The following is a 26,983-nucleotide window of genomic DNA, read 5'->3' on the forward strand; positions in this document are numbered from 1 at the left end:
AGGTTCACCCCTCATAGCGCCGCCACGCGGCAATTCCTACCCTTGAGATCGTCAATTTTCCATGCCAGTGACAGCAGGGTGGAAAACAAGGATTGACGCCGATGCGCCCGACCCAAGCCCCCTTCCCCGCCACGCGCCTGCGCCGCACGCGGCAAAGCCCCGCGATCCGCGCGCTGGTGGCCGAGAACACGTTGACGCCGGGCGACCTGATCTGGCCGGTCTTCGTGCGCGAGGGCGACGGGATAGAGGAGCCGGTGCCGTCGATGCCCGGTGTCGTGCGCCGCAGCGTCGACCGCGTGGTCGAGGCCGCGCGCGAGGCGGCCGATCTCGGCATTCCCGCCATCTGCCTCTTTCCCTACACCGAGGCCGCCAACCGCACCTCCGACTGTGCCGAGGCCTGGAACCCCGAGAACCTTTCGAACCGCGCCACCCGCGCCATCAAGGCCGCCGTGCCCGAGATCGCCATCATGACCGACGTGGCGCTCGACCCCTATTCCGACACCGGCCATGACGGCTTTGTCGTCGATGGCGAGATCGTCAACGACGAAACGGTCGAGGCGCTGGTCAAACAGGCGCTGTCCCAGGCCGAGGCCGGGGTCGACATCATCGGCCCCTCCGACATGATGGATGGCCGCATCGGCGCCATCCGCTCGGCGCTCGAAGGCGCCGGCCATCGCAACGTGATGCTGCTCTCCTACGCCGCCAAGTATGCCTCGGCCTTCTACGGGCCCTTCCGCGACGCGGTGGGCGCCTCGGGCGCGCTCAAGGGCGACAAGAAGACCTACCAGATGGATGCCGCCAATTCCGACGAGGCGATGCGCTGCGTCGCCCGCGACCTGGCCGAGGGGGCCGACATGGTGATGGTCAAGCCCGGCATGCCCTATCTCGACATCTGCCGCCGGGTGAAGGACGAGTTCGCCACCCCCACCTTCGCCTACCAGGTGTCGGGCGAATACGCGATGATCACCGCCGCCGCCCAGAACGGCTGGATCGACGGCGACAGGGCGATGGCGGAAAGCCTGATGGCCTTCAAGCGCGCGGGCTGCGACGGCATCCTGACCTATTTCGCCCCGGCCATGGCCCGGGCCCTTGCATAACCGGCCGCGGCACCAGGACGCGCCGCCGGACGCCTCCGGCGGGAGTATTTCGGGAAAGATGAACCCCGGGTGACAAAGCCTTAATCGCCTTGTGGAATAGTGCCCGCGAATCGCTGCGGCCGGGGGGTTTGTACGCCGGGTCGCAATATCCCGCCGAAAAGGCGCTTTGCGGGTGACACTTTGCCGGCTCGCCTCTATACTCGGCCCCAGATCGGCAGGTACATGCCGACGCGGAACACAGGCAGTCACAGGCAAATAACATGAGCATTCTCTCCAGACGCAGCTTCACGCTCGGCATGCTGGCCACCACCCCCGTCGTCGCCGCTTGCGGCAACGGGGTCGGCAGCACCAAGGGCACGGAAATCGACGCCCGCGCCGACGCGACCATCAACCACCTCTACACCCGCTATCCCGCTACCCGCGAGATCGGCGAGAAATCCACCGGCGTGCTGATCATGCCGCTGGTGACCGAGGGCGGCTTCATCGTCGGCGGCGGCTATGGCCGCGGCGCGCTCCGCGTGGGCGGGGTGACGGTCGATTACTACTCGGCCACCAAGGGCAGCGTGGGCCTTCAGATCGGCGCCCAGCAATTCGCCCATGTCCTGTTCTTCATGACCGAGGACGCGCTCAGCCGCTTCCGCCGGGCCACCGGCTGGGTCGCGGGGGCGGACGTGGAATATGTCTTCAACGACCAGGGCGGCAACCTGCGCGCCGACACGACGACATCGACGGCACCGGTCGTCGCGGTGGTCTTCGGCCAGGCGGGGGCGCTGATCGGCGCCTCGCTCGAAGGCATGAAATACACCCGCATCATTCCCTGACCGCCGCCTCCCGCGGAGGGTCGGACAGAGCCCCGGGCCGAAAACGCCCGGGGTTTTACGTTTTGTTAACCCTGGTTAATGAAGCGTGAACTCGCCCACGACCTGCCGCCATTCGCCCGGCGCGATCAGCTTGCGATGGGTGAACTGCACCGAATGCAGCGGCCCCTCGATCTCCTTCTGCCAGAACTCCACGAACTCGAACAGCCGCGGGTGATCGGGCGCGATATCGTACTCCTGCCAGACGAAACTGTTGAGAACATGGGCATAGTCCGGCATGTGGTAGAAGAACTCCGCCGTGGTAAGGCCATACCCCCTGAGCATCATCTCCGTCTCGGTCATCTCGTTACACTCCTGCTGAAACCCCGGATTTTTTGCCTTTGGTTCCATCAAGGATGCCGCGATTTTTTTAGTTTTCAACAAAAACAGCATGTTAGCAGCCATCCGCCCCGGCTGCCAAAATGCCCGCCAACCGGGCCGGGCATTGCGCATTGCGCCCCCTGCAAGCCCTCTGATATACCCTTGGCAACAGCAAAAGACGACAGCAGGACAGAGCGGGCAGAAACGTGAACGATACGCCGGAAACACCTGAAAACGAAGACGAAATGCCAAACGGCGGTTCCGGCCCCGAGCGCCCGGCCTATGACGGGCCGACGATCTCCATCTCGGAGGAGATGAAGACCTCCTATCTCGACTACGCGATGAGCGTGATCGTCAGCCGCGCGATCCCCGATCTGCGCGATGGCCTAAAACCTGTGCACCGGCGCATTCTTTATGCAATGCACGAAACCGGAAACACCCACGACAAGCCCTATCGCAAGTCCGCCCGCCCCGTCGGCGACGTCATGGGTAAGTACCACCCCCACGGCGACAGCGCGATCTACGACGCGCTGGTGCGGATGGCGCAGGATTTCTCGATGTCCCTGCCCCTGCTCGACGGCCAGGGTAATTTCGGCTCGATGGACGGCGACAACCCGGCCGCCATGCGCTACACCGAGGTGCGCATGGACAAGCCGGCGCAGTCGCTTCTCGCCGATATCGAGAAGGACACGGTCGACTTCCAGGACAATTACGACGGCAAGGATCGTGAACCCTCCGTCCTTCCGGCCCGCTTCCCCAACATGCTGGTCAACGGCGCCGGCGGCATCGCCGTCGGCATGGCCACCAACATCCCGCCCCACAACCTGGGCGAGGTGATCGACGCCACGCTGGCGCTGATCGAGAACCCCGATCTCGACAGCTCGCAACTCAACGAATACGTGCCCGGCCCCGATTTCCCCACCGGCGGCCTGATGCTCGGCCGCTCCGGCGCGCGCAAGGCCTATCTCGAAGGGCGCGGCAGCGTCATCATCCGATCGAAAACCCGGGTCGAGGAACTGCGCAAGGACCGCTACGCCATCGTCATCGACGAGATCCCCTACCAGGTGAACAAGGCGGCGATGATCGAGAAGATCGCCGAAACCGCCCGCGAGAAGCGGATCGAGGGCATCGCCCACGTCCAGGACGAAAGCGACCGTACCGGCGTGCGCGTTGTGGTCGAGCTCAAGCGCGACGCAACCCCCGAGGTGGTGCTGAACCAGCTCTTCCGCTTCACGCCGATGCAAACCTCCTTCGGCTGCAACATGCTGGCGCTCAACGGCGGCAAGCCCGAGCAGCTCACGCTCCACGGATTCCTCAGCGCTTTCATAAGCTTCCGGGAAGAAGTTGTCGCACGCCGCACGGCCCATGACCTGCGCAAGGCGCGCGAGCGCAGCCACGTGCTCTGCGGCCTCGCCGTCGCCGTTTCCAACGTCGACGAGGTGGTCGCCACCATCCGCGCCTCGGCCGACGCGGCAGAAGCGCGCGAGAAGCTGATGACCCGCCGCTGGCCGGCGCAGGACATCCTCGAATACATCGCGCTGATCGACGATCCGACCCACACGGCGAACGAGGACGGCACCTACAACCTCAGCGAAACACAGGCCCGCGCCATCCTCGAGCTGCGCCTGCAACGCCTGACGCAACTGGGTGTCCGCGAAGTCACCGACGAGCTTCAGGAGCTGGCCGCGAAGATCAAGGAATACCTCGCCATCCTCGCCAGCCGCGAGCGGATCATGCAGATCATCTCGGACGAGCTGACCGAGGTGAAGGAGCAATTCGCCGTCCCCCGCCGCACCGAGATCGTCGACTGGTCCGGCGACATGGAAGACGAGGACCTGATCGAGCGCGAGGACATGGTCGTCACCGTCACTCAGGGCGGCTACATCAAGCGCACCGCGCTGGCCGATTTCCGCGCGCAAAAGCGCGGCGGCAAGGGCCTGTCGGGCATGCAGACCAAGGAAGAGGACGTGGTCACCACCCTCTTCGTGGCCAACACCCATACCCAACTTCTGTTCTTCACCACCGACGGGATGGCCTACAAGCTCAAGACATGGCGCCTGCCGCTGGGCGGGCGGACCTCCAAGGGCAAGGCGATCGTCAACATCCTGCCCATCCCGCAGGGCGTCTCGATCGCCGCGATCATGCCGGTCGACGTTCCGGAAGACGAATGGGAAAACCTGCAGATCTTCTTCGCCACCTCCGCCGGGGATGTGCGCCGTAACGCCTTGTCGGACTTCACGAATGTCAAATCCAACGGCAAGATCGCGATGAAGCTCCCCGAGGACGGCACGCAACTGGTGAACGCCCGCATCTGCTCGGAAGACGATGACGTGATGCTCTTCACCGACTCGGGCCGCGCCATCCGCTTCCCGACGACCGAGGTGCGTATCTTCAAGGGCCGCGATTCCACCGGGGTGCGCGGCATCCGCCTGCAGAACGGCGACAAGGTCGTCTCGATGTCCGTGATCCGCCATTTCGAGGCCACGCCCGACGAACGCGCCGCCTATCTCAAGATGCGCCGCCAGATGGCCGGGGCCGAGGATGAAGGCGCCACTGACGACGAAGGCAATGCCGACGCCACCATCTCCGACGAACGGTTCGAGGAGATGAAGGCGGCCGAGAACCTGCTCCTCACCATCACCGAGGGCGGCTCGGGCAAGCTCTCCTCCAGCCACGACTACCCCGTCCGGGGCCGCGGCGGCATGGGCGTTCGGGCGATGGACAAGGCCATGCGCGGCGGCGCGCTGGTCGCCTCCTTCCCGGTGGAAGCCGAAGACCAGATCATGCTCGCCACCTCGCGCGGCCAGTCGATCCGCGTCCCGGTCGAGGGGATCTCCTTCCGCTCGCGCGGGGCGGGCGGCGTCAAGGTGTTCAACACCGGCAAGGGCGAAAAGGTCGTCAGCGTCGCCTGGATCGCCGAGAAGGCCGAGGAAGAGGCCGAAGACGCGGAAGCCTGATCTCCCTGCGCGGACTCGCTGCAACACAAGCGGTTCCGCCAGCATTTTCCGTCTTTGCGCTCAAGTTTTGCCACATTTAAGGCCCAGAAACCGGGTTCGAAATGCGTATGCGCCCAGCCACCCGGGCGCATCTGCCCTGCGATCAACCCTCTCTCGCGAACCTATTGCGCGGGTCGTACAGGACAACCGTGGTGCCGACCAAGAACGAACGCTGGCTTGACCATACCGGTCTCAACCTGATCCGCATCGTGATCGGGTCGTACTTCATGGCGATCTCCCTCGGCCTGATCCAGGGGTTCGACCATTCGGCGCTCTTCACCCCGGTGCTTGACGGCAAAACAGCCCGACTGGTCGGGATGGGCGTGCTGCTGTCGCTGTCGCTTCTGTTCATGTCGGGCATCGTCCTGCGGCGCGCGGCGCTCGCCCTGGCGCTCTTCATCCTGTGCTCCAGCGTTGCCGAGAACTTCCTGCGCCCCGACCCGCTGCCGGTCTCGCCGTTCTGGCGCGACCTGGCGCTGGTTTGCGCGGTACTGATGTCCTATTCGAGCCTGCACCGGCACGAGCTGCGCAAGGCCGCGCTCTTCATGGGCCGGCGGGCGTCGCGGATCAAGCATGGCAAGTTCTCCACCGTCACGCCCCGCCGCGTCATCGTGCAGAAGAGACCGGGCACCGAGGAAGCCGGCCAAACCACCGAGCGGCCCAATTACGACCGCGTGCTGCGCCCGCTGATCGCGCCCACCGGCCCGATCGCGCGGCCCGAACCGCCGGTCAGCCCGCGCCCCGATTTCAACGGCGCAAGCGTTCCGGCGAACGACCGCACCGGGGCGCAGCACCCCCTGAAGCTGACGAACCGCCTGCGCCTGATCCCGCCCCCGCTTGACGGCGAAGACGAGGTCGACAACATCTTCTCGAATATCTGAGGGCCGAACCGCCCCGGCCCGAACCGGGCCGGATCAGTTGGACAGGTTGTTCACCGAGGAACTCACCCCGATCACCGTGCCGAACAGGCCGATGATGGTCTGAACCGCCGTCACCGGGGATTCGGTCGCCATCAGCGTGTCGTTCGGCATCACCTGGAACTGGCGCGCCGCGAACAGGCCGTCGGCGCTGGTCATGTCGATCGAGAAGATCACCTGCTGCATGTCCGGCCCGCGCGGCCCCGGCGTCAGGTGGCGGGGGTGATACTCGCGCAGGATCAGGATGCCTTTCGGGTTCGCCCGCGACGCGTTCAGGCCGCCCGACGCGGACAGCGCATCGAGCGCGTTCATCCGCTCCTTCTCGAAATACACCAGCTTCTGGCTCTGCGAAGCGCCCAGGACCGTGAAGCTGCGGGAATCCTCGAGAACGGCGATCTGGTCGCCACCGTGAACGGTGATGTTCATCGACGGATCGGCCAGGACGGATTCGACGCGCGTCTCGTACACCCGCCCGCCCCGCTGAAGCCGCACGCGCGGATGCCGCATCGTGGTGTTCACCCCGCCGGCCAGCGCCAGGACGCTCAGCAGGCGGGTATTGCGGTTCTCCAGCGGGTAGCGGCCGGGCGCGCCCACGCCGCTGGCCACGTCGACCGAGTTGTTGCGCCCCGGCGTGACCTGCACCTGCACCTGTGCGGCGGGCACGATCATTTCCATCTTCCGCTGGATCCGGTCGCGGGCGCTGTCGGCGGTCAGGCCGCGCACGGGCACGTCGCCCACGTAGGGCAGGAAGACCGAGCCCGAGGACGACACCGTCAGCGGCGGAATCGGCGTCTGCTTGGTGCCGTCGGAGATCAGCGAGTTTTCCTGGTTGTCCCAGACCACCACGTCAAGCCGGTCGCCCGTCTGGATGACCGACGAATCCGGTCCGCGATCGGCGTGGAACCAGAGGCTGTGCTCCTGGTCGCCGGTATAGGGCCAGGTCGAAATCATCGGCGTGGCCGCGCGGGTCACCTCCACCACCTGGAAGGTGGGGTTCTCGGACGAGCCCTGGCTGACGACTTCCCTCTGTACCGCCGCCCCCCTTGGTAGAGAGCATGCACCAATGGAAATGGCGATGCCAACCAGAAGGATCGTCTTGGAAAATCGCGTCAAACCGTCGTCCCCCGACTTCTTCGTATTGGCAGTTCACTACCGCATTGAAAGGATGTTAGACAACGGAAATCTCACCGCATCTGGTAGTTGGGCACATTCTTGACACATATGCCGCAAGCAGCCGATATTTTGGTCACAGGCGCGGGCGGGCGGCTTGGGCGACTGCTGCGCCGCGCGGCGGTGCGCGACGGCACCGGCGGCCAGCGGCTGGCGTTCCAGTCGCGCCGGCCCGGCACCGGGCTGACATGGGCCCCCGGCGAGGCCCTGTCGGCCTTGCCCCGCTGCGATACCGTGGTTGCTCTCTGGGGCCGGACAAGCGGCGACGCGGCGGCCCTGGCCGAGAACGCGGCGCTCGTGGCCTTCGGCCACACCGTTGCCCTGGCGACCGGCGCGCGCCGGCTGTTCCACCTCTCCTCGGCCGCCGTCTACGGCCCCGGGCGGCGCCTGGACGAGGGCGCGCCCCTCTCCCCATCGGCGGACTATGGCCGCTCGAAACGCGAGATGGAGCGCGAAGTTGCCCGCCTGCCCCGGACCGACCGGATCACCCATTGCTGCCTGCGACTCGCCAACGTGGTCGGTGCCGACAGCCTGGCGCCAGGCCTGCGCGGCAGCGGCCCCGTCGGCATGGACCGGTTCGACGACGGCACCGGCCCGCTCCGCAGCTACATCGCGCCGGGCGACCTGCTGCGCGTGCTGACCGGCCTGGCTTCCCTGCCGCCCGACAACCTGCCCGAAGCGCTCAACATCGCCGCGCCCGGCCCCGTCCGCATGGATGAGCTGGTGCGCGCCCGCGGGCTGGAACTCGACTGGCGCCCCGCCCCGCCCGCGGCCACGCAGGAGGTCTCGCTCGACACCGCGCGCCTCTCCGCGCTTCTGCCGGGGGCCGTCCGCCACGAAACGGCCGGTGCCATGGTGGCCGACTGGGCGGCACTGGAGGCCAGGCAATGACGCTGGCCAAGCGGCTGATGGATATCGGCCTTGCCCTGCTGCTGGTGATCGCCCTCGCCGTGCCGATCCTGGTGATCGCGCTCTGGGTGCTCGTGGTCGACGGCCGGCCCGTCTTTTACCCGTCCGAACGGATGAAGACCCCCGACACGCCCTTCACCCTGTGGAAGTTCCGCACCATGCGCACCGACCGCAACGATACCGGCGTTTCGGGCGGCTACAAGTCGGCGCGCATCACCCGCACAGGGCGCGTCCTGCGTGGCAAGCGCCTTGACGAATTGCCCCAGCTTTACAACATCTTGCGGGGCGACATGAGTTTTGTCGGCCCCCGCCCGCCCCTGCGCCGCTACGTCGAGCTGCGCCCCGAGCTCTATGCCAGGGTGCTCCGCAACCGCCCCGGCGTCACCGGGCTCGCCACGCTCACCTATCACGGCCGCGAAGAGCGGCTGCTCAACCGCTGCACCGACGCCGAGGATACCGAGCGCGTCTACCTGAAATATTGCGTGCCCGCCAAGGCCCGGCTCGACCTGCTCTGGGCGCGCAACCGGTCGTTTTGCTACGATGCAGCATTGATCGTCGAAACCGTTCGCCGGGTGCTCATCCGCCGCTCAAATTAACGGCAGACTCGGGGGAGCGCCCTTCGCTTGCGCGGAAATCCGCGATGCGCCGCGATAAGGCTTGTCGGCAGTATGCATCTTGCAATACATTGATTTTCGGACACCTTGGGTACTTTACGGCGCTTTGTCTTGCGGCGGACACATCCCGCCGCGGGGTCTGAAGAAATGACACCGGGAGATGCTCCGGCATGTTCTATAAAATAGTCGTTGCCCTGACTCGACAGCAGAAACGCTTCATCATCCTCGCCGTGGATCTGCTGCTCATCGCGCTGTCTTTCGCACTCGCAAAATCCATCGTCATGCACCCGGTCAGCCTGCTCGAAACGCCGGTGACCTCGGCCCTGTTCGTGCTGGCGATGATGTGCTCGGGCGCGGTCGCGACGGTCTCGCAGGGGCTGCACAAGGTCAAGCTCAACGCCTACCAGATGCAGGGCGTGATGGAATCCGCGATCGTGGCGGCGGTGCTGATGGCCACCGGCATGACGCTCTCCTATCTCGGCGCGGTCAGCGGCGGCTCGGTACAGCTCTTCATCGTCGTCGGCATGACCTTCCTGATCCTGTCGGTCGCCACCCGCCTGCTGATGCGCCGGGTGCTGCTGCGGATCTACGCCAACGGCACCCAGCGCAAGCCGCTGATCATCTTCGGCGCCGGCCAGACCGGGCAGCAGCTCGCGATGGCCCTGGCCACCGACGACGCGGTCGAACCCGTGGCCTTCATCGACGACGACCGCCGCCTCCAGGGCCTCACCGTCGCCGGCCTGCGGGTCTACCCGGCCACCGACCTGATGAAGGTGGTCAAGCGCCGCGGCGTCAAGCGGATCGTGCTGGCCATCCCCAGCGCCAACCGCAACAAGCGGGCCGAGATCACCCGCCGCCTGTCCCGCACGGGCTGCGAGGTGCACGCCCTGCCCTCCTTCGCCGATCTCGTCGCCAACAACGCCCGCAACCTGTCCGACACCCGGCCCGTCAACGTCAACGAGCTGCTCGGCCGCGACCAGATGGAAGAGGAACTTCCCGGCGTCAGCGACACCTACCTGCGCCGCCGCATCATGGTCACCGGCGCCGGCGGCTCGATCGGCTCGGAGATCTGCCGCCAGCTCATCACCTGCCGCCCGGCCTCGCTGATCCTCGTCGACCACAGCGAACTGGCCCTGTTCGAGATCGACCGCGAACTGCGCAGCTACTGCAAGGATGTCGAGATCGTCCCGGTGCTGGGCTCGGTCTGCGACAAGTCACTGGTCGAGGCCGCGCTCGCCGACAACGAGGTCGACATCGTCCTCCACGCCGCCGCCTACAAGCACGTGCCGCTGGTGGAATCGAACGGGCTCGAAGGCATCCGTGTCAACGTCTTCGGTACCAAGATCGTGGCCGAGGCCGCGCGGTCCGCGGGCGTGGAACGCTTCATCCTCGTCTCAACCGACAAGGCCGTGCGCCCCTCCAGCATCATGGGCGCCTCCAAGCGCTTCGCCGAGCTGCTGGTACAGGATCTCGCCACCCGCAGCCAGAGCACCCGCTTCTCGATGGTCCGCTTCGGCAACGTGCTGGGTTCCTCGGGGTCCGTCATCCCGATCTTCCAGAAACAGATCTCGCGCGGCGGCCCGGTCACCCTGACCCATGCCGACATCACCCGCTACTTCATGACCATCCCCGAGGCCGTTCGCCTGGTGCTGCTGGCCGGCTCCTTCGCCCGCGGCGGCGATGTCTTCGTGCTCGACATGGGCAAGCCCGTGCCGGTGCGCCAACTGGCCCGCAAGATGATCGAAAGCGCGGGCTACACGGTCAAGGACACGTCGAACCCCACCGGCGATATCGAGATCAAGATCACCGGCCTGCGCCCCGGCGAGAAGCTGCACGAGGAGCTGCTGATCGGCTCCGACATGCTGACAACGCCGCACCCCAAGATCCTGCGCGCCCAGGAAACCGGCCTGTCCGAGCTCGAGATGGCCAACGCCATCCAGTCGCTGCGCCAGGCGCTGGAAACCCGCGGGCTCGACCTGATGAAGCAGACCCTCGAAAAGTGGATCGAGAAGGACGACGCCAAGACCATCAAGACGGTCAACGAATAGGCGTCACGCCTCCGCCTTCTCCGCCAGTTCCAGCCATTCCTCTTCCGCCTCCGATAGCGCCGCCTGCCGCTTGGTCAGGGCATCTGTCGCCTTCCGGAACTTCTCCGGCTCGCGGGTGAACAGCTCGGCATCCGAAAGCAGCCCTTCTAGCTTGGCAATCTCGGCCTCCAGCCGCTCGATCACGCCGGGCAGCTCTTCCAGGCGGTGCTTCTCGGTGAAACTCAGCTTGGGCTTCGATTTCGGCGCGGCGGGCTTCGGCGCCCCCGGCTGCGCGGGCTTCCCCCTGGGCTTCGCAGGCTCCGCCGCCACCGGCGCCGCCTCGGCCCGCTGCGCGCGGTAATCCGACCAGCCCCCGGCATAGACCGTGGCCTGCCCGTTGCCTTCCATCGCGATGGTCGTGGTCGCCACCCGGTCGAGGAAATCCCGGTCGTGGCTGACCAGCAGCACGGTGCCGTCGAAATCGTCCAGCAGTTCCTGCAACAGGTCGAGCGATTCGATGTCCAGATCGTTGGTCGGCTCGTCGAGCACCAGCAGGTTGCTCTCCCGCGCCATCAGCTTGGCCAGAAGCAGCCTTGCCTTCTCGCCCCCCGACAGCGACCGCACCGGCGCCCGCACCTGCCGCTCGTCGAACAGGAATTCCTTGAGATAGCCCACCACGTGTTTCGGCTGCCCCCGCACCAGCACCTGGTCGGCCTGCCCAGACACCCGCATGTCGCGGTCGCCGGTCAGGTTCTCCCAAAGGCTCATGTCCGGGTCGAGCCCGGCGCGCGACTGGTCGAAGATCGCCGGCACAAGGCTGGTACCGTGGGTGACGGTGCCGCTGTCGGGCGCCTCGCGCTTCATCAGCATGTTGAGCAGCGTGGTTTTGCCCACGCCGTTCGGACCGACAAAGGCGATCCGGTCCTTGCGCAGCACCTTCAGGCTGAAATCGTGCAGGATCACGTTCCCGCCGTAAGCCTTTGAAATCCCCTCCGCCTCGATCACCTTGCGGCCCGATTTCGGCCCCGAATCGAGCGCCATCGCCGCCGTGCCCTGCCGCTTGATCTGGGCGGCCCGCTCGGCCCGCATGTCCTGCAGCGCCCGCACCCGGCCCTGGTTGCGCTTGCGCCGGGCGGAGATGCCCTCGACGGCCCACCGCGCCTCGGCCTTGATCTTCTGGTCGAGCTTGTGGCGGCTCGCGTCCTCCTCTTCCCAGACCTTGTCGCGCCAGGCCTCGAAATCGGTGAAACCCCGCTCCTGCCGGCGGGTGATTCCCCGGTCGACCCAAAGGGTTGCGCGCGTCAGTTCACGCAGGAAGGCCCGGTCGTGGCTGATCAGCACGAACGCCTTGCGGGTCTCCTTCAACTGCTGTTCCAGCCAGCCGATCGCCTGGATGTCGAGGTGGTTCGTCGGTTCGTCGAGCAGCATCAGGTCCGGCCCCTCGGCCAGGAGCTTGGCCAGCGCCGCGCGCCGCCGCTCCCCGCCCGAGGCGGTCTGCGGCGACAGGCCCGGATCGAATTTCAGCCCCTCGGCCACCATCTCCACCCGGTATTCCTCGCCCGCGTCCAGCTCGCTCGCCGCGAACTCGCCCAGCGTGGCAAAGCCCGAAATGTCCGGGTGCTGCTCCATGTAGCCCACGGAAATCCCCGGCGGCACGGTGCGCGTGCCGGTATCGGCCTCGACCAGCCCGGCCATCACCTTCATCAGCGTCGATTTGCCCGACCCGTTGCGCCCCACGAGCGCCACGCGGTCGCCCTGCTGCACGGTCAGCGAAACGTCGCGGAACAGCGGATCGCCCCCGAAGGTCAGCGAGATATCGGAAAGTTGGAGAAGCGGTGCCTTGGCCATGGGCGCGAGCTATCCCGCCACCCGGTCATGGTCAAGCGGCGCCGTGCGACACCACGCCGGTTTCACCCCGCGGTCGCCCGCAACAGCCGCTTGCGGGTCGGCGGGATGGCGGCGATCTCCAGCCCGGTGAAGACATGCAGCGTGTTCATCTGGGCATCGACCACCGCATGGTCGCTCACCCAGCCCCCCATCAGCAGGTAGGTCCGCAACAGGGGCGGCATCCCCAGCATCGCAAGCTTGGCATCCGGCTTCCGCAGCCGCAGCTTCTGGGCGAACCGGAAGACCGACGGCGCCTTCACCCTGGGCAGCCAGCGGCGCGGGGCAAGGTGGCGGTCCTTCAGCATGGCGAAGGCATCGGCGTAAAGCTCGGCATCGGTGCCCTTGAACGACGAGCAGCCGAACAGCATCTCGACCCCGTTCTCGTCAACGAACCGCGTCATCGCCCCCCAGGCCACCCGCAGGATATCGGCATCGCGCGCGTCGGGATGGATGCAGAACCGCCCCATCTCCACCATCGGCCCCTCGAAATCCTTCAGCGCCGACAGCTCGTAGAACTGCGCCGAGTAGCTCCGCCCGATCTCGGCCCCACCGGTCAGCGGCAGCATCCGGAAACAGCAGACCAGCCGGCCCGTACCGTTCTCCTCCACCAGGATATGCGTGCAGATGTCGTCGAATTCGTCGGCGTCTATGCCCGGCACGTCCTCGCCCTGCTTGAAGGCAACGAAGCGCAGCCGCTGCGCGGCGCGGATATCGGCCTCCGTCTCGGCCACCCTCGTGCTGTAGCGCCCTTTGCGGAACATCGTCCTGCCCATGCCCGAACACCTACTCTCAAAGGTAGTTGCGGGGGCTTTAACACTCAAGATGTGACAGGGCCGTGACGCGCGGGCCCGATCAGTTGAAGAGCTGGCTCGGATCGATATTGCCGAAGTTGCCGAAGATCTGCCGCAGCAGCCCGTTGCCCATCACCGACGAGTCCGTCACCCGGCGGGTCAGCGGCACCACATGGCCGTCTTCCAGCCCGAAGCTCTCGATATTCCGGATCGTGTCGTTCTGGTTGAAGCTGATCGCCACCACCTGGCGCTCGATCACCTCCGGCGCGCGCATCCCGTATTCCCGCATCCGGGTCTTGACGTAATAGTAATCCCCGTCGCTCAGCAGCCCCGAGGCCGAGGGCGCGCCGATCACTTCGTCCACCGTGGCGCGGGTATCGACACCGACGTTCAGCTTGTTGAGATCACGCGCCGGCGGCACGTAGCCGTGGTTCTGGTACTGCGACTGGCAGGCGCCCAGCCCGATCAGACAGACGACGGCCAGCGCGCTGGCCAACCGGTTGCGAATACCCATCATCATCTGTCCTCTTGAACTCAGCCCAGATTGCTTTCACACCCGCTTACAACAAGCTAGGCTACATGTTCAAGAAATGATGAGAGAGGCCCGATGCCGGAACATTCCCGGAAATCCGCCCTTTACCGCGTCAGCGGCCTGTCCCCGCGCAAGCCGCAGCCCTTCGAGATCGTCCCCGGCCCCGACGAGTTGCAGGAGATCGCGGCCGACCTTGGCATCCTCGGCCTGAAGAAGCTGCGCTTCACCGGCGAGCTTGGCGCCGAGGGCAAGGAGGACTGGCGGCTCGACGGCCATATCGGCGCCACCGTCACGCAGGCCTGCGTCGTCACCCTCGAGCCGGTCAACACGCGGATAGAGGAGGACGTCGCCCGCCGCTTCCTCGCCAACTGGCCCCCGCCCGAGGAAAAGGGCGACGAGGTCGAGATGCCCGAGGACGAAACCATCGACCCGCTGGGCGAACAGATCGACCTCTGGGCGGTGATGACCGAGGCGCTGGCGCTGGCCCTGCCCGCCTATCCCCGCGCCGACCGGGCCGAGCTGGAAACCGACAGCGCGATTCCCCCCGGCGCCGCCCCGATCGAGGAGGAGGAAACCAAGCCCTTCGCCGCGCTCGCCGACCTGAAGAAAAAGCTCGAGGATAAAGGCGAATAACCGCCAAAAAACCACTTGCTCCTGCAACAATTCCCTGTATTTTCGCCGTCTCACCGGAATTTGGGGTTGAACCGGCGGCTCGAGACAGATTATGAGCCGCCTCAACCCGTGACACACGGGTCTTTCCAAGGACCCACAGAAAACTGAGGTTGCGACATGGCCGTCCAACAGAACAAAGTATCGAAATCGCGCCGCAACAACCGTCGCGCCCACGACTCGCTGACGGGTGCGAACCCGAACGAGTGCCCCAACTGCGGCGAGCTCAAGCGCCCGCACCACGTCTGCGCGGCGTGCGGTCACTATGCCGACCGCGAAGTCGTGGCGATGGTTGACGAGGTCGATCTGGACGACGACGCAGCCTGAATCAGCCGGGGGCGCGCGTCCTGATGACCGCAGATTCGGATCAGTCCAGGGCACGCCCGAAACGCACGATCATTTCCGTCGACGCGATGGGTGGCGATCTGGGGCCGGCAACCGTTGTTGCCGGCATTTCGCGTTCGGCCAAGAAGAACGACGAGATCGGCTTCATCCTGCATGGCCGCAAGGGCATCCTCGAACCGCTCGTCGCCAAGCGCAAGAATCTCGAGGGCCGCTGCGAGATTCGCGATGCGCCCGACGTCGTCTCGATGGACGAGAAGCCCAGCCAGGTGATCCGCCACGGCAAGGAAACGTCGATGTGGTCGGCGCTGGAATCGGTGCGCAAGGGCGAGGCCACGGTCTGCGTCTCCTGCGGCAACACCGGCGCGCTGATGCTGATGTCGGTGGTGCGCCTGCGCAAGCTGCCCAGCATCTACCGCCCCGCCATCGCCGTGCTCTGGCCCTCGCGCAATCCGCAGGGCTTCAACATCATGCTCGACGGCGGCGCCGATATCCGGGCCGACGCCAAGGACCTGATGCAATACGCGCTGATGGGCACCTCCTACGCCCGCAACGGCTTCGGCCTGCAGCGGCCGCGCGTGGGCCTGCTCAACGTCGGCACCGAGGAACACAAGGGCCGGGCCGAGCTGCGCGAGGCGCATGACCTGATTTCCGCCAACGCCCGCAAGGCCGATTTCGAGTTCGTGGGATTCGTCGAGGGCCGCGACCTGCCCGGCACGCTCTGCGACGTGATCGTCACCGACGGCTTCACCGGCAATATCGCGCTCAAGACCGGCGAAGGCGTGGCCAAGCTGGTCTCCGACCTTCTGAAGGAGGCGTTCCGCTACACCCCGCTGTCGCGTTTCGCCTCGATCCTCGCCTACACGTCGCTCCAGCGTCTCAAGAAGCGAATCGACCCGCGCCGCGCCAATGGTGGCGTGTTCCTCGGGCTGAACGGCACGGTGGTGAAATCCCACGGCGCGGCCGATGCGATGGGGGTCTCGTCTGCCGTCAAGCTGGCCTTCCAGCTTGCCCAGACCGGCTTTACCGAAAAACTTGCCGCGCGGGTTGCATCTGCCTCGATGCTTGATCAGGATGATGCGACCGAAGACTCGAAAGCCAGCGGTGACCCTGCATGACAATACGCGCCGTTGTAGAGGGCGTCGGCCACTACCTGCCGGAACGGATCGTCCCGAACACGTGGTTCGAAGAGTTCCTCGACACCTCCGATGAATGGATCCGCACCCGCTCGGGGATCGAGCGGCGGCATTTCGCGGCCGAGGGCGAAACCACCTCCGACCTTGCCGTTCACGCGGCCACCGCCGCGCTGGAAAAGGCGGGCGTGAGCGCGGACGACATCGACGGCGTGCTCGTCGCCACCTCGACGCCCGACCTGACCTTCCCCTCCGTCGCCACCATGGTGCAAAGCCGGCTGGGCATGACCCGCGGCTTCGGCTTCGACGTGCAGGCAGTGTGCGCGGGCTTCATCTACGCGCTGGCCAATGCAAACGCGCTGATCGTCTCGGGCCAGGCCAGGCGCCTGCTGATCATCGGCGCCGAGACCTTCAGCCGGATCATGGACTGGGAAGACCGCTCGACCTGCGTGCTCTTCGGCGACGGCGCGGGCGCCCTGGTCCTCGGCGCGGCCGAGGGCGACGGCACCTCCGCCGACCGGGGCATCCTCGCAACCGACCTCAACTCCGACGGGCGCTACCGCGAGATGCTGTACGTCGATGGCGGCGTCTCGACCACCGGCACCTCGGGCAAGCTGCGGATGCAGGGCAACCCCCTCTTCCGGCAGGCCGTGGAAAAGCTGACATCGACCGCCGAGACCGCGCTGCAAAGCGCCGGGCTCACCCATGACGACATCGACTGGATCGTGCCCCACCAGGCCAATATCCGCATCATCGCCGGCACCGCCAAGAAGATGGGCGTGCCGCTCGACCGGGTGATCATCACGGTACAGGAGCACGGCAACACCTCCGCCGCCTCGATTCCGCTGGCCATGTCCGAGGGCGTGGCACAGGGCAAGATCAAGCGCGGCGACCTGCTCGTCTCCGAGGCGATCGGCGGCGGGCTGGCCTGGGGCTCGGTCGTGCTGCGCTGGTAAAAACCGCCCCGATTGGCCTGAAACCGCGCTTAAACTCCTTCCGCCAAGTCATTGACATTGACTCGGAAATTTCTTCCGCCCTAAAGTCTTGGAAAGAGCGAGGGGATGAGATGAGCGACAAGACGTTGACCAGGATGGATTTGAGCGAGGCCGTTTTCCGCGAGGTCGGCCTTTCCAGGAATGACTCGGCAACGCTGGTGGAAAGCGTGCTGGATCACGTCTCCGACGCGCTGGTGCGCGGCGAGCAGGTCAAGATTTCCTCCTTCGGCACCTTCTCGGTGCGCGAAAAATCGGCCCGCGTGGGCCGCAACCCGAAAACCGGTGAAGAAGTGCCCATCAACCCGCGCCGCGTGCTGACATTTCGGCCGTCGCACCTGATGAAAGACCGCGTCGCCGCCGGCAACCGGAAATAACGAAGGCCCTCCGCGATGGCCAAATCCGCAGACGCCTTTCGCACGATCAGCGAGGTTGCCGAGTGGCTGGACACGCCGGCACACGTTCTGCGGTTCTGGGAAAGCAAGTTCACCCAGGTCAAACCGGTCAAGCGCGCTGGCGGGCGGCGCTATTACCGGCCCCAGGACATGCGCCTTCTCGGCGGCATCAAGAAGCTGCTTCATGACGACGGGATGACGATCAAGGGCGTGCAGAAACTCCTGCGCGAAAACGGCATCAAGCACGTCTCCTCTCTGTCCCAGCCGCTGGCCGGGGAAGAGGACACGGCCCTCCCCCATGTCCCGGCCCCCGAGACGCAGGAACCGGCGCAGGTGCTCGATTTCCGGCCCCGCTCCGAAGACACCGCGGCAGAGCCCCCCTCGACCTTCCGGCCCGAAGCTGCGAATGCTCCGGACGAGACTGAACACGAACCTGCCGGAGAACCGCCAGTGCCGCCGCAACGGGATTTCACCCTGACCCACACCGTTCCGCAAAACCCCGCCGCCACCGAAGAGTTGGCCGACGACGCGCGCGCGCCAGCCCCGGAGACGCCGGGCGAGCCGACCGGAGAGCCAAACCTCTTCGCCGATGACGACACCGCGCCCGAGGAAGACCGGAACGGCGTCGAGGACGACGAGGCTCACCCCTGGCCCGGCGCCGAGGACTCGGCCGAGTCCGACCCGAAACTCCCCGGCTTCCTCACCCGCGACCCCGCCGCAGAGGACACCGCCTCCGAAGATGCCCCCGCCACGGAGGACACGGCCTCAGAGGAGCAGGAAGCCCCCTCGCCCGCCCCGGTGCCGCTCAACGTCGATGTTCCCGACGACCCGGCCGACGACGCGTTCGTCACCCCCGGCCCGCTGACCATGCTCGCCGAGGTGCCGCGCCCCTTTACATCGCCGGTGATCCGCTCGATCCGGCCGATCGTCCAGCGCCTTCGGAAGAAGCTTGACGAAACGGATGAAACTTGAGCCGGAAAATTCGCATTTGCCCCTTGTCCCCGTGCGCAAATCCAGTATGTAACCCCAATCGTCGGGCTATAGCGCAGGCTGGTAGCGCGTCCGTCTGGGGGACGGGAGGTCGCAGGTTCGAATCCTGCTAGCCCGACCATGAACACCCTCCCCGCAGAACCGGAACACCAGGCGCCCCGCGCGTCGCGCAGGTCGCCCGGCCGCAACGGAGCCGCAGCATGACAGGTGTTCTCGCCAGCCAGCAACTCAGAGCGATGATCGCCGACGGGCGCATCTCCGCCCCCACCGCCATCCTCTCCGAACAGGTCCAGCCCGCCAGCCTCGACCTGCGCCTCGGGCATATCGCCTACCGCGTCCGGGCCTCCTTCCTCTCCGGCGCCGGGCGCACCGTGGCCGAGCGGCTGGAAGAGCTGGAGATGCACCGCATCGACCTGACGCACGGCGCGGTGCTGGAAAAGGGCTGCGTCTACGTCGTCCCGCTGATGGAGAGGCTCGACCTGCCGTCAGACGTCACCGCCGTCGCCAACGCCAAGTCCTCCACCGGCCGGCTCGACCTGCTGACCCGCACCATCACCGACCAGGGCGAGGAATTCGACCGCATCGCGCCCGGCTATACCGGCCCGCTCTATGCCGAGATCTGCCCCCGCTCCTTCTCCGTCCTCGTCCGCCCCGGCATGCGCCTCAACCAGATCCGCTTCCGCGACGGTCAGGCCGCGCTCGACGACGCCGCCCTGACAGCCCTCCATGCCGAGTCGCCGCTGGTGGATGGCGAGGCGGTGATCTCCGACGGGCTCGGCTTCTCGGTCGACCTCGAACCCAGCAAGGGCTCGCTCGTGGGCTACCGCGCCAAACCCCATACCGGCGTGATCGACCTCGACCTGATCGGTCATTACGACCCCTCCGAATACTGGGAAGAGGTCCACACCGACACCGGCCGCATCATCCTCGATCCGGGCGCCTTCTACATCCTCGTCAGCCGCGAGGCGGTGCACATCCCGCCCGCCTATGCCGCCGAAATGGCGCCCTACCTTGCCATGGTGGGCGAATTCCGGGTGCATTACGCGGGCTTCTTCGACCCCGGCTTCGGCCATGACGCCGCGGGCGGCGCGGGCTCCCGCGGGGTGCTCGAAGTCCGCTGTCACGAGGCGCCTTTCGTCCTCGAACACGGCCAGGTCGTGGGCCGCCTTGTCTACGAGAAGATGGACCAGGTGCCAGACCAGCTCTACGGCGCCGGCATCGCGTCGAACTACCAAGGCCAGGGCCTCAAGCTCTCGAAACACTTCCGCGCCTGAACCGGATCGAGACGTCCAGCACCTGCCCCGCCAGCCGCCGCTGGATCGGCAGCGCCGTCACCTCCGCCGCCCACGACAGGCCAGTCCGGCCCTCGCGGCGGTCAGCCCGGTCGACCCGGCGCCCCGTTTATCAGAAGCGGCCCATACGCCGCGCCATGCGCATGGTCTGGCGCATGCGCTTCTGGGTCTTGGCCGTCTCGGGGCTCTTGCCCTTGGCCTGCCCGGTACCCTTAGCCTGCCCCGTGCCCTTGCCCGACTTGGCATCGCGCCGGTTGGCATAGGCGTTCACCCCGGCATCGACGCCCGAGCGGATAAGGCGCTGCATCACCATGCGCACGACCATGTTAATGATCCGATTGGCGTTCATGACGCCCTCCTTTCCTGCCTGTTGAACCTTATATAGCAGGAAAACGTGGAGATTTCAGGGCATATGCGCGGAATTTCCCCGGCCCCTCGCGGCCCTCAGTCGTCGAACAGCTCGTCCTGCCCCTTCGCGCCCGGCTCGTCCTCGTCTTCGCCCTCGCCGCCTGTCGGCATCTCGCCCAGCGGCGCCCGGCTTTCCAGAAGGCCGGCGGCGCGCAGCTCCTTCAGCCCCGGCAGGTCGCGCGCACTTTCCAGCCCGAAATGGTCAAGGAAGGTCTGCGTCACCACGAAGGTCACCGGCCGCCCCGGCGTCATCTTGCGCCGGCCGAACCGGATCCACTCCATCTCCAGAAGCTGGTCCACCGTCCCCCGGCTGACCGACACGCCGCGGATCTCTTCGATCTCGGCGCGGGTGACGGGCTGGTGATAGGCGATGATCGCCAGCGTCTCGATCGCCGCCCGCGACAGCTTGCGCGTCTCCACCGTTTCCTTCTGCATCAGGTAACCCAGGTCCGGCGCCGTACGCATCGCCCAGGCATCGCCCACCTTCACTAGGTGCACCCCGCGCCCCTCGTACCGCTTGCGCAGATGCACCAGCGCCTCGGCCGCGTCGCTGCCATGGGGCATCCGCGCCTCCATCTCGCGCACGGTGATGGGCTCGGCCGTGGCAAAGAGGATCGCCTCGCACATCCGTTCCTGCTCGGCCATGGGCGGGGCCGCGAACAGGCTTTCTTCCTTATGTTCCGTCTCTTCCGTCACGACCCTGACCCAAACTCCCGACGCCGACGATTTCTTGAAAAGAAATCGACCCGAAATCTTTTCAAGATTTCGACACCGCCCATCCTACTGATCCTTCCGCCGCAACTGAACCGGCGCGAAATGCTCCGACTGGCGGATCTCCACCTTGCCTTCCTTCACCAGCTCCAGCGAGGCTGCGAAGGTCGAGGCCGTGGCCGACCGCCGCCGCCCCGGATCGGTGGTGAACCCCTCCGGCAGGTAGCTGACGATATCCGTCCACGTGCCCGCGAACCCGATCAGCCCGCGCATCCGCTCCAGCGCCTGTTCCAGCGTGAACAGCGCCTCGCGGTCCATCGCGTAGGGCCGGAACTCGTCCTTCGTGCGGATGCGGGCATAGCCCTGCATCAGGTCCAGAAGCGTCGCGGTGTAATTCACCGTCTTCACCCGCGTCACGTCCTCGGGAATGCCGCGGGCAAAGAAATCCCGCCCCAACCGGTCACGCCCCATCAACTGCGCGGCCCGTTCCCGCATCGCCTGCAGCCGCTCCAGCTGGAACGCCAGGTGCGCCGCCAGCTCCTCGCCCGATGGCCCCTCATCCTCGGGATCGGGCGGCAGCAACAGGCGCGACTTCAAAAACGCCAGCCACGCCGCCATCACGAGGTAATCGGCCGCCAGCTCGATCCGAAGCTGCTTGGCCTTCTCCACGAAGGCCAGGTATTGCTGCGCCAGTTGCAGAACGGAAATTTGCCGCAGATCCACCTTCTGCGTCCGCCCCAGCGTCAGCAGAAGGTCAAGCGGCCCCTCGAACCCGTCGACATCGACGATAAGCGCCTCGGCCGCCATGCGGTCGGCCACGCGCTCCACCTGTCCCGGTCCCTCGAAGTTCTCATCCGCCATAGACGCGCCCATTCATCAGCGCCTCAAGCTTTGCTTCCATGGCCGGAATGTCAACCTCGTCGGGCTCCCGCCGCGCCGCCAGCGCGCTTTCCGCCCTGGCCTGCCCCTTGTTCGACAGCCGGCCCGCGGCCTCGGCCACCGCCCGGCGCTCGTCCAGCGTGCCGTTGCAATGCAGGACCACGTCGCACCCCGCCGCCAGCGTATCGAGGGCGATATCCGTCAGCGACCCGTCCAGCGCCTTCATCGAGATATCGTCGCTCATGATCAGCCCGCCGAACCCGATCTCCTCGCGGATGCATTTCATCACGATGTTCGAGGTCGTGGCCGGTAGCTCGTCCAGCGCCGAATAGACCACGTGGGCGGTCATCCCCATCGGCAGGTCGTTGAGCGCCCGGAACGGCGCGAAATCCACCGCGGCCAACTCCTCGTGCGGCACGTCGGCCACCGGCAACTCGTGATGGCTGTCCACCAGCGCCAGCCCATGCCCGGGGATATGCTTCACCACCGGCAGCACGCCACCGGCCAGCATCCCGTCTGCCGCCGCCCGGCCCAGCCGCGCCACCGTATCGGCATCGAAGCCGTAACAGCGGTTCTTCAGGAAATCATGCGTCTCGCCCCGCGCCACGTCCACCAGCGGCGCGCAATTGCCATCCACCCCGACCTCGCGCAATTCATGCGCGATCAGCCGGTACCGCAGGTACATCGCCTCTTCCGCCGCCTCCCCTGCGGCCTCCACATGCTCCAGCGGCGGCAGCCACTCGCGCCAGCGGGGCCCGCGCAGCCGCTGCACCCGCCCGCCTTCCTGGTCGATCAGGATCGGCGCCTCGCGCCCCACCGCCGCGCGCATCTCCTCGCACAGGCCGTAAACCTGGTCCGGCGTGTCGATATTCCGGGCAAACAGGATGAACCCGAACGGGTCATGCTCGGCAAAAAGCGCCCTCTCCGCCGCCGAAAGCCGCAGCCCCTCGGCGTCGAGGATCGTCGCGCCGAACCGGCTCACCGCGTGACCACCGGGATGCATTCCGCCCGTTCCGCCACCAGCGCCGAACAGAACCGCCGCGCGTCCGACAGGTCGGCAAACCCCATGGCCCGCAGACGATAGAACGTGCGCCCGCCGCTCGTCGCCTTCTCGATCACCCGGTCCTTGTCCTCGAGATACTCGTCGAACCGATCGGCCAGCTTGTCCCACTCCTGCACCGCGATCTCGTGGCTGGCAAAGGCGCCAAGCTGCGCCAGCCGCGTGCCCACGGGGATCTTCGACGGGTCCACGTCCCGCGCCGACGCGTTCGCCACCGAGGCCAGCGCCACGCCCTCGGGCGAGGTCACAAGGCTCGCCGGCCGCGTCTTGGGCCGCAAGGACCGCCCGATCCCGCCTTCCACCGGCGGGCTGTCGCGTTCTTCCAGTTCTTCTTCCTCCACCGGCTCGGCGGCGGGCAGCTCCTGCAAGGGCGCCACGCCCTCCGCGAGCGACTCCGCCAGCGCCTCGACCGAGGCGAACCGCATGGTGCCGTCGTCCTGTGCCCCCTGGTCGCCCTGCTCGGCCGCGCCGATCGTGACAGGCTCGGCCGTGGCGCCCCGCGCCTCCAGCCGGGCCAGCTGCGTATCCTCCAGCGTCAAATCCAGCGGCTCCGGCGCCAGGATCAGCCGGTCTGCCGGCCGCGCCGCCGTCCCCTCGGCCGCCACGTCGTTCACCGACAGCCCCTGGTGCAGCGCCTGCCGCCCGCCCGGGTCCTCGGGCGCCACCCGCATCGGCCCCTCGGCCGCGCGGATGACCGGCACACCGCTCACGTCCCGCATCACCAGCTTGTACCCCCAGACGCCCATGCCAACCACAAGGGCCAGCGACGTGACTGCCCCAAGCAGATTGACGACGTTCGTGATGGATCTGGGCTGCCTCTCGGCACCGTCACGGTGCCCCTGCTGCATCTCTGCCATGTCTCGCCTCGCCACTTCCGGCGATGCATCGCCGCCGGACTTTCTGATATCTGCCTCTAGCGCCCGGCGGTTTGTTTTATGTCTCGGATGCGGCTCAGCGCATCTCCTCTGCCGGGACAACGCCGAGAATACCAAGACCGGCAGAAATAACAACGGTTACGGCCCGTGCGAGGGCGATTTTTGCCTGCGAGGTCGCCGGATCGTCCTCCTGCAGGAAGCGCAGAGACGGTTCGTCATTGCCCCGGTTCCACAACGCGTGCAGATCGCTCGCCAGGTCGTAGAGGTAGAACGCCACCCGGTGCGGCTCATGCGTGCGCGCGGCGATCTCCACCAGCCGCGGCCACTCGGCCAGCTTCTTGGCCACCGCCAGCTCCGCCTCGTGGGTCAGCCCGCTGATATCCGTTTGGCTTAGCGTCGCATCGCTCACGTCGATCCCCGCGCCTTCCGCCTTGCGCAGCACCGAACACACCCGCGCATGGGCATATTGCACGTAGAAAACAGGGTTTTCCTTCGACTGCTCCAGCACCTTGTCGAAATCGAAATCGAGCGGCGCGTCGTTCTTCCGCGTCAGCATCACGAAGCGCGTCACGTCCGAGCCCACCTGGTCGACCACGTCCCGCAGCGTCACGAACGTGCCCGCCCGCTTCGACATCTTGAAGGGCTCGCCGTTCTTGTAGAGCTTCACAAGCTGCGTCAGCTTGATGTCCAGCGGCACCCGCCCGTCGGTCAGCGCCCGAACCGCCGCCTTCATCCGCTTGACATAGCCCCCGTGGTCGGCGCCCAGCACATCGATAAGCGCGTCGAACCCCCTGGAAACCTTGTCATAATGATAGGCGATGTCGGGGGCGAAATAGGTCCAGCTGCCGTCCGATTTCTTCACCGGCCGGTCGACATCGTCGCCATGCTCGGTCGACTTGAACAGCGTCTGCTCCCGCGCCTCCCAATCCTCGGGCACCTTGCCCTTGGGCGGCTCCAGCACGCCTTCATAGATCAGGCCCTTGTCCTCCAGCGCCTTCAGCGCTTCCTCGATCCGGCCCGTGCCATAGAGCGACTTCTCCGAATAGAACACGTCCATCTCGACACCGAGCGCCTTCAGGTCCGCCCGGATCAGGTCCATCATCCTGTCGGTCGAGAAATCCCGCACCTTCTCAAGCCAGACCGACTCCGGCTGATCGACATAGGCATCGCCCACCTCCGCCTTCAGCGCCTCGCCCACCGGCACGAGGTAATCGCCCGGATAGGTGCCGTCCTCGAAGGCCACGGCCTGCCCGTGCGCCTCGAGGTACCGAAGATAGACCGACCGCGCCAGCACATCGACCTGCGCGCCGCCGTCGTTGATGTAATACTCCCGCGTGACGTCGTAGCCCGCGTAATCCAGCAGGCTTGCCAGCGCGTCGCCGAAGACCGCGCCGCGCGTGTGACCCACGTGCAAGGGCCCCGTCGGGTTGGCCGAGACATACTCGACATTCACCTTCTGCCCCTTGCCCATCTCGGACCGCCCGAACGCCTCGCCCTCGCTCAACGCCTTGCGGATCACGCCCTGCCAGACAGATGCCGACAGCCGCAGGTTCAAAAACCCCGGCCCCGCCACCTCGGCGCTCTCGATCCAGTCCTCGCCCGACAACCGCTCCGCCAGCGACGCCGCAATATCGCGCGGCTTCATCCCAGCGGGCTTGGCAAGGACCATTGCCGCGTTGGTCGCCATGTCGCCATGCGCCGCATCGCGCGGCGGCTCGACCGTCACGTTGGCGGTATCCAGCCCCTGCGGAAGCTCGCCCGCCTCCTGCATCGCCTGCAGCGTGTCCAGAACAAGGGCCCTGATATCGGTGAAGAGGTTCATATCCGTTTCGTCCTTCCAGCGTTGGCGCCGGTTTACCACCGCCAGCCTTGGCGTCAATCGGCCTGACCAGCCGTCAGCCGCGCCGTTCCCCCGCCCCACCGGGCCCGCCCAGCAGCCGCGCATGGCTTTCCAGCGCGAACCGGTCCGTCATCCCGGCGATATAATCGCAAACCAGCCGTGCCAGCGCCGTCTCGCTATCGGCCCGCGCCACGTCCTCCTGCCAGCGCTTGGGCAGGAATTCGGGCTTCTCCATGTAGAAGGGAAACAGCTCCTCGACCACGGCCGTCACCCGCTTGCGCATCTCCACGACCGAGGGCGCCCGGTACATGTGCCGGAACAGGAACGCCTTGATCTCCTTCATATGCCGCCAGACATCGTCCGAGAACGCGATCGCCGGCCGGCCCTGATGCCGCACCGCCTCCACGCTCTCGGGATCCGCCTCCTCCAGCACCCCCCGCGACGTCTCGATCACGTCGGCCACCATCACCCCGAACACCCGCCGCAGGGCCTCGTGCCGCCGCCGGTAGTCATCCAGCCCCGGATAGACCCGGTCGACCTCGTCGTAACAGTCGCCCACGATCGGCAGCCCGCGAATATCCGCCTCGCTGAACAGCTTCGCGCGCAGCCCGTCATGCAGATCGTGGTTGTTATAGGCAATGTCATCCGACAACGCCGCCACCTGCGCCTCGGCACTCGCATGGGTGTAAAGCTCCAGGTCGTGCCGCTCGTCATACTCGGCCAGCGCCCAGGGCAGATCTCCCGTCACCGGCCCGTTATGCTTGGCGATCCCCTCCAGCGTCTCCCATGTCAGGTTCAGCCCGTCGAACCCGGCGTAATGCCGCTCCAGCGCCGTCACGATCCTCAAGGCCTGCGCGTTATGGTCAAACCCGCCATAGGGCGCCATCAGCGCATCCAGCGCATCCTCGCCCGTGTGTCCGAACGGCGTGTGGCCCAGGTCATGCGCCAAGGCCACCGCCTCGGTCAGCTCCTCGTTCAGCCCCAGCGCCCCGGAGATCGTCCGCGCCACCTGCGCCACCTCGATGGAATGGGTGAGCCTTGTCCGGAAATAATCCCCCTCGTGTTCCACGAAGACCTGTGTCTTGTGTTTCAGCCGCCGGAAGGCGCTGGAATGGATGATCCGGTCGCGATCCCGCTGGAAACAGGACCGGAACGCGCTCTCCTCCTCGGCCACCAGCCGGCCATGCGTCCGCACCGGGTCCGCCGCGTATCGCTTCTGCATGACCACTGTCCTTGTCGCCTGTTCCCCAAGCCCATATATTGCAGCCAAGCGAACAAG

The 26,983-nt window shown here is 66.5% G+C and carries 26 protein-coding genes and 1 tRNA gene; 15 read left to right on the forward strand and 12 right to left on the reverse strand.

What is annotated here, in order from left to right:
* Positions 1-101 precede the first annotated feature (101 nt).
* Positions 102-1,097 carry a porphobilinogen synthase gene (gene hemB / locus QUV18_RS20035; protein ID WP_300895870.1) on the forward strand — a complete coding sequence of 332 codons (996 nt, stop codon included), beginning with the start codon at positions 102-104 and terminating at the stop codon, positions 1,095-1,097.
* Positions 1,098-1,357: 260 nt separating this feature from the next.
* A complete protein-coding gene (locus QUV18_RS20040; RefSeq protein ID WP_300895872.1) occupies positions 1,358-1,918 on the forward strand; it encodes a YSC84-related protein in 561 nt (186 codons plus the stop codon).
* Positions 1,919-1,993: 75 nt separating this feature from the next.
* Here QUV18_RS20040 and QUV18_RS20045 read toward each other — a convergent pair whose 3' ends face one another.
* Positions 1,994-2,257, reverse strand: coding sequence for an usg protein (locus tag QUV18_RS20045; protein ID WP_300895873.1), 264 nt, complete (start codon positions 2,255-2,257; stop codon positions 1,994-1,996).
* A gap of 263 nt (positions 2,258-2,520) precedes the next feature.
* Between QUV18_RS20045 and gyrA the strand changes: the two genes are divergently transcribed.
* Positions 2,521-5,232 (forward strand): DNA gyrase subunit A, encoded by a 2,712-nt coding sequence (gene gyrA, locus QUV18_RS20050; RefSeq protein ID WP_300895874.1) that lies wholly within the window; start codon positions 2,521-2,523, stop codon positions 5,230-5,232.
* Positions 5,233-5,423: 191 nt separating this feature from the next.
* Positions 5,424-6,152, forward strand: coding sequence for a hypothetical protein (locus QUV18_RS20055; RefSeq protein WP_300895875.1), 729 nt, complete (start codon positions 5,424-5,426; stop codon positions 6,150-6,152).
* 33 nt (positions 6,153-6,185) lie between these two features.
* Here QUV18_RS20055 and QUV18_RS20060 read toward each other — a convergent pair whose 3' ends face one another.
* The gene (locus QUV18_RS20060; RefSeq protein WP_300895876.1) at positions 6,186-7,301 is read right to left on the reverse strand and encodes a polysaccharide biosynthesis/export family protein; all 1,116 of its coding nucleotides are present in this window, start codon (positions 7,299-7,301) and stop codon (positions 6,186-6,188) included.
* A 108-nt stretch (positions 7,302-7,409) separates the two neighbouring features.
* Between QUV18_RS20060 and QUV18_RS20065 the strand changes: the two genes are divergently transcribed.
* From QUV18_RS20065 to QUV18_RS20075, 3 genes are all read left to right on the forward strand, one after another.
* Positions 7,410-8,249, forward strand: a complete 840-nt coding sequence (locus QUV18_RS20065; protein ID WP_300895877.1) for an NAD(P)-dependent oxidoreductase — start codon at positions 7,410-7,412, stop codon at positions 8,247-8,249.
* Positions 8,246-8,863, forward strand: coding sequence for a sugar transferase (locus QUV18_RS20070; RefSeq protein ID WP_300895878.1), 618 nt, complete (start codon positions 8,246-8,248; stop codon positions 8,861-8,863). Before QUV18_RS20065 ends, QUV18_RS20070 begins: the two co-directional genes overlap by 4 nt.
* 188 nt (positions 8,864-9,051) lie before the next feature.
* On the forward strand, positions 9,052-10,929 hold the full coding sequence (locus QUV18_RS20075) for a nucleoside-diphosphate sugar epimerase/dehydratase (RefSeq protein WP_300895879.1): 1,878 nt from the start codon (positions 9,052-9,054) through the stop codon (positions 10,927-10,929).
* 3 nt (positions 10,930-10,932) lie between these two features.
* Here QUV18_RS20075 and QUV18_RS20080 read toward each other — a convergent pair whose 3' ends face one another.
* From QUV18_RS20080 to bamE, 3 genes are all read right to left on the reverse strand, one after another.
* Entirely contained in the window at positions 10,933-12,756 is a 1,824-nt protein-coding gene (locus QUV18_RS20080; RefSeq protein ID WP_300895880.1) for an ABC-F family ATP-binding cassette domain-containing protein, read from the reverse strand.
* Positions 12,757-12,818: 62 nt separating this feature from the next.
* Positions 12,819-13,556 (reverse strand): GNAT family N-acetyltransferase, encoded by a 738-nt coding sequence (locus tag QUV18_RS20085; protein WP_300896033.1) that lies wholly within the window; start codon positions 13,554-13,556, stop codon positions 12,819-12,821.
* A gap of 91 nt (positions 13,557-13,647) precedes the next feature.
* Positions 13,648-14,103, reverse strand: a complete 456-nt coding sequence (gene bamE, locus QUV18_RS20090; RefSeq protein WP_300896034.1) for an outer membrane protein assembly factor BamE — start codon at positions 14,101-14,103, stop codon at positions 13,648-13,650.
* Between the two features lie 90 nt (positions 14,104-14,193).
* On the opposite strand from bamE, the gene QUV18_RS20095 reads away from it, so the two are divergent.
* From QUV18_RS20095 to QUV18_RS20130, 8 genes are all read left to right on the forward strand, one after another.
* Positions 14,194-14,751: a DUF177 domain-containing protein gene (locus QUV18_RS20095; protein ID WP_300895881.1), complete on the forward strand. Its 558-nt coding sequence runs from the start codon at positions 14,194-14,196 to the stop codon at positions 14,749-14,751.
* A gap of 156 nt (positions 14,752-14,907) precedes the next feature.
* Complete coding sequence (rpmF, locus tag QUV18_RS20100) at positions 14,908-15,114, forward strand: 50S ribosomal protein L32 (protein WP_300895882.1); 207 nt, start codon at positions 14,908-14,910, stop codon at positions 15,112-15,114.
* A gap of 23 nt (positions 15,115-15,137) precedes the next feature.
* On the forward strand, positions 15,138-16,247 hold the full coding sequence (gene plsX / locus QUV18_RS20105; protein WP_300895883.1) for a phosphate acyltransferase PlsX: 1,110 nt from the start codon (positions 15,138-15,140) through the stop codon (positions 16,245-16,247).
* Complete coding sequence (locus QUV18_RS20110) at positions 16,244-17,218, forward strand: beta-ketoacyl-ACP synthase III (protein ID WP_300895884.1); 975 nt, start codon at positions 16,244-16,246, stop codon at positions 17,216-17,218. The genes plsX and QUV18_RS20110 overlap by 4 nt, the downstream gene beginning before the upstream one ends.
* Positions 17,219-17,328: 110 nt before the next feature.
* Positions 17,329-17,631: an integration host factor subunit alpha gene (gene ihfA, locus QUV18_RS20115; protein WP_300895885.1), complete on the forward strand. Its 303-nt coding sequence runs from the start codon at positions 17,329-17,331 to the stop codon at positions 17,629-17,631.
* A gap of 15 nt (positions 17,632-17,646) precedes the next feature.
* Entirely contained in the window at positions 17,647-18,621 is a 975-nt protein-coding gene (locus QUV18_RS20120) for a MerR family transcriptional regulator (RefSeq protein WP_300895886.1), read from the forward strand.
* 62 nt (positions 18,622-18,683) lie between these two features.
* Positions 18,684-18,760 (forward strand) — tRNA-Pro (locus QUV18_RS20125).
* Between the two features lie 79 nt (positions 18,761-18,839).
* Positions 18,840-19,913 carry a 2'-deoxycytidine 5'-triphosphate deaminase gene (locus tag QUV18_RS20130; protein ID WP_300895887.1) on the forward strand — a complete coding sequence of 358 codons (1,074 nt, stop codon included), beginning with the start codon at positions 18,840-18,842 and terminating at the stop codon, positions 19,911-19,913.
* 130 nt (positions 19,914-20,043) lie between these two features.
* On the opposite strand, the gene QUV18_RS20135 is transcribed toward QUV18_RS20130, so the two are convergent.
* From QUV18_RS20135 to QUV18_RS20165, 7 genes are all read right to left on the reverse strand, one after another.
* Complete coding sequence (locus QUV18_RS20135) at positions 20,044-20,280, reverse strand: hypothetical protein (protein WP_300895888.1); 237 nt, start codon at positions 20,278-20,280, stop codon at positions 20,044-20,046.
* Positions 20,281-20,375: 95 nt separating this feature from the next.
* Positions 20,376-21,035 carry an SMC-Scp complex subunit ScpB gene (scpB, locus tag QUV18_RS20140; protein WP_300895889.1) on the reverse strand — a complete coding sequence of 220 codons (660 nt, stop codon included), beginning with the start codon at positions 21,033-21,035 and terminating at the stop codon, positions 20,376-20,378.
* Positions 21,036-21,119: 84 nt separating this feature from the next.
* Positions 21,120-21,911, reverse strand: coding sequence for a ScpA family protein (locus QUV18_RS20145; RefSeq protein WP_300895890.1), 792 nt, complete (start codon positions 21,909-21,911; stop codon positions 21,120-21,122).
* Positions 21,901-22,932: a beta-N-acetylhexosaminidase gene (gene nagZ / locus QUV18_RS20150; protein ID WP_300895891.1), complete on the reverse strand. Its 1,032-nt coding sequence runs from the start codon at positions 22,930-22,932 to the stop codon at positions 21,901-21,903. Before nagZ ends, QUV18_RS20145 begins: the two co-directional genes overlap by 11 nt.
* Positions 22,908-23,846 carry an SPOR domain-containing protein gene (locus QUV18_RS20155; RefSeq protein WP_300895893.1) on the reverse strand — a complete coding sequence of 313 codons (939 nt, stop codon included), beginning with the start codon at positions 23,844-23,846 and terminating at the stop codon, positions 22,908-22,910. Before QUV18_RS20155 ends, nagZ begins: the two co-directional genes overlap by 25 nt.
* Positions 23,847-23,940: 94 nt before the next feature.
* Complete coding sequence (argS, locus tag QUV18_RS20160) at positions 23,941-25,686, reverse strand: arginine--tRNA ligase (protein ID WP_300895894.1); 1,746 nt, start codon at positions 25,684-25,686, stop codon at positions 23,941-23,943.
* A gap of 73 nt (positions 25,687-25,759) precedes the next feature.
* Positions 25,760-26,926 (reverse strand): deoxyguanosinetriphosphate triphosphohydrolase, encoded by a 1,167-nt coding sequence (locus tag QUV18_RS20165; RefSeq protein WP_300895895.1) that lies wholly within the window; start codon positions 26,924-26,926, stop codon positions 25,760-25,762.
* Between the last annotated feature and the right edge of the window lie 57 nt (positions 26,927-26,983).

The organism is Roseovarius sp. (assembly GCF_030373445.1).
Taxonomy (GTDB): Bacteria; Pseudomonadota; Alphaproteobacteria; order Rhodobacterales; family Rhodobacteraceae; genus Roseovarius.

Bases quoted from the DNA above. Each gene is read 5' to 3' on its own strand.
- hemB (WP_300895870.1), top strand. From the start codon at position 102: ATGCGCCCGACCCAAGCCCCCTTCCCCGCCACGCGCCTGCGCCGCACG.
- QUV18_RS20145 (WP_300895890.1), bottom strand. From the start codon at position 21,911: ATGGCGGATGAGAACTTCGAGGGACCGGGACAGGTGGAGCGCGTGGCC.
- QUV18_RS20070 (WP_300895878.1), top strand. From the start codon at position 8,246: ATGACGCTGGCCAAGCGGCTGATGGATATCGGCCTTGCCCTGCTGCTG.
- QUV18_RS20165 (WP_300895895.1), bottom strand. From the start codon at position 26,926: ATGCAGAAGCGATACGCGGCGGACCCGGTGCGGACGCATGGCCGGCTG.
- rpmF (WP_300895882.1), top strand. From the start codon at position 14,908: ATGGCCGTCCAACAGAACAAAGTATCGAAATCGCGCCGCAACAACCGT.
- QUV18_RS20130 (WP_300895887.1), top strand. From the start codon at position 18,840: ATGACAGGTGTTCTCGCCAGCCAGCAACTCAGAGCGATGATCGCCGAC.
- QUV18_RS20135 (WP_300895888.1), bottom strand. From the start codon at position 20,280: ATGAACGCCAATCGGATCATTAACATGGTCGTGCGCATGGTGATGCAG.
- nagZ (WP_300895891.1), bottom strand. From the start codon at position 22,932: ATGCATCCCGGTGGTCACGCGGTGAGCCGGTTCGGCGCGACGATCCTC.
- QUV18_RS20110 (WP_300895884.1), top strand. From the start codon at position 16,244: ATGACAATACGCGCCGTTGTAGAGGGCGTCGGCCACTACCTGCCGGAA.
- argS (WP_300895894.1), bottom strand. From the start codon at position 25,686: ATGAACCTCTTCACCGATATCAGGGCCCTTGTTCTGGACACGCTGCAG.
- bamE (WP_300896034.1), bottom strand. From the start codon at position 14,103: ATGATGGGTATTCGCAACCGGTTGGCCAGCGCGCTGGCCGTCGTCTGT.
- QUV18_RS20085 (WP_300896033.1), bottom strand. From the start codon at position 13,556: ATGTTCCGCAAAGGGCGCTACAGCACGAGGGTGGCCGAGACGGAGGCC.
- QUV18_RS20065 (WP_300895877.1), top strand. From the start codon at position 7,410: ATGCCGCAAGCAGCCGATATTTTGGTCACAGGCGCGGGCGGGCGGCTT.
- QUV18_RS20045 (WP_300895873.1), bottom strand. From the start codon at position 2,257: ATGACCGAGACGGAGATGATGCTCAGGGGGTATGGCCTTACCACGGCG.
- QUV18_RS20080 (WP_300895880.1), bottom strand. From the start codon at position 12,756: ATGGCCAAGGCACCGCTTCTCCAACTTTCCGATATCTCGCTGACCTTC.
- QUV18_RS20155 (WP_300895893.1), bottom strand. From the start codon at position 23,846: ATGGCAGAGATGCAGCAGGGGCACCGTGACGGTGCCGAGAGGCAGCCC.
- ihfA (WP_300895885.1), top strand. From the start codon at position 17,329: ATGAGCGACAAGACGTTGACCAGGATGGATTTGAGCGAGGCCGTTTTC.
- gyrA (WP_300895874.1), top strand. From the start codon at position 2,521: ATGCCAAACGGCGGTTCCGGCCCCGAGCGCCCGGCCTATGACGGGCCG.
- QUV18_RS20095 (WP_300895881.1), top strand. From the start codon at position 14,194: ATGCCGGAACATTCCCGGAAATCCGCCCTTTACCGCGTCAGCGGCCTG.
- plsX (WP_300895883.1), top strand. From the start codon at position 15,138: ATGACCGCAGATTCGGATCAGTCCAGGGCACGCCCGAAACGCACGATC.
- QUV18_RS20120 (WP_300895886.1), top strand. From the start codon at position 17,647: ATGGCCAAATCCGCAGACGCCTTTCGCACGATCAGCGAGGTTGCCGAG.
- QUV18_RS20075 (WP_300895879.1), top strand. From the start codon at position 9,052: ATGTTCTATAAAATAGTCGTTGCCCTGACTCGACAGCAGAAACGCTTC.
- QUV18_RS20040 (WP_300895872.1), top strand. From the start codon at position 1,358: ATGAGCATTCTCTCCAGACGCAGCTTCACGCTCGGCATGCTGGCCACC.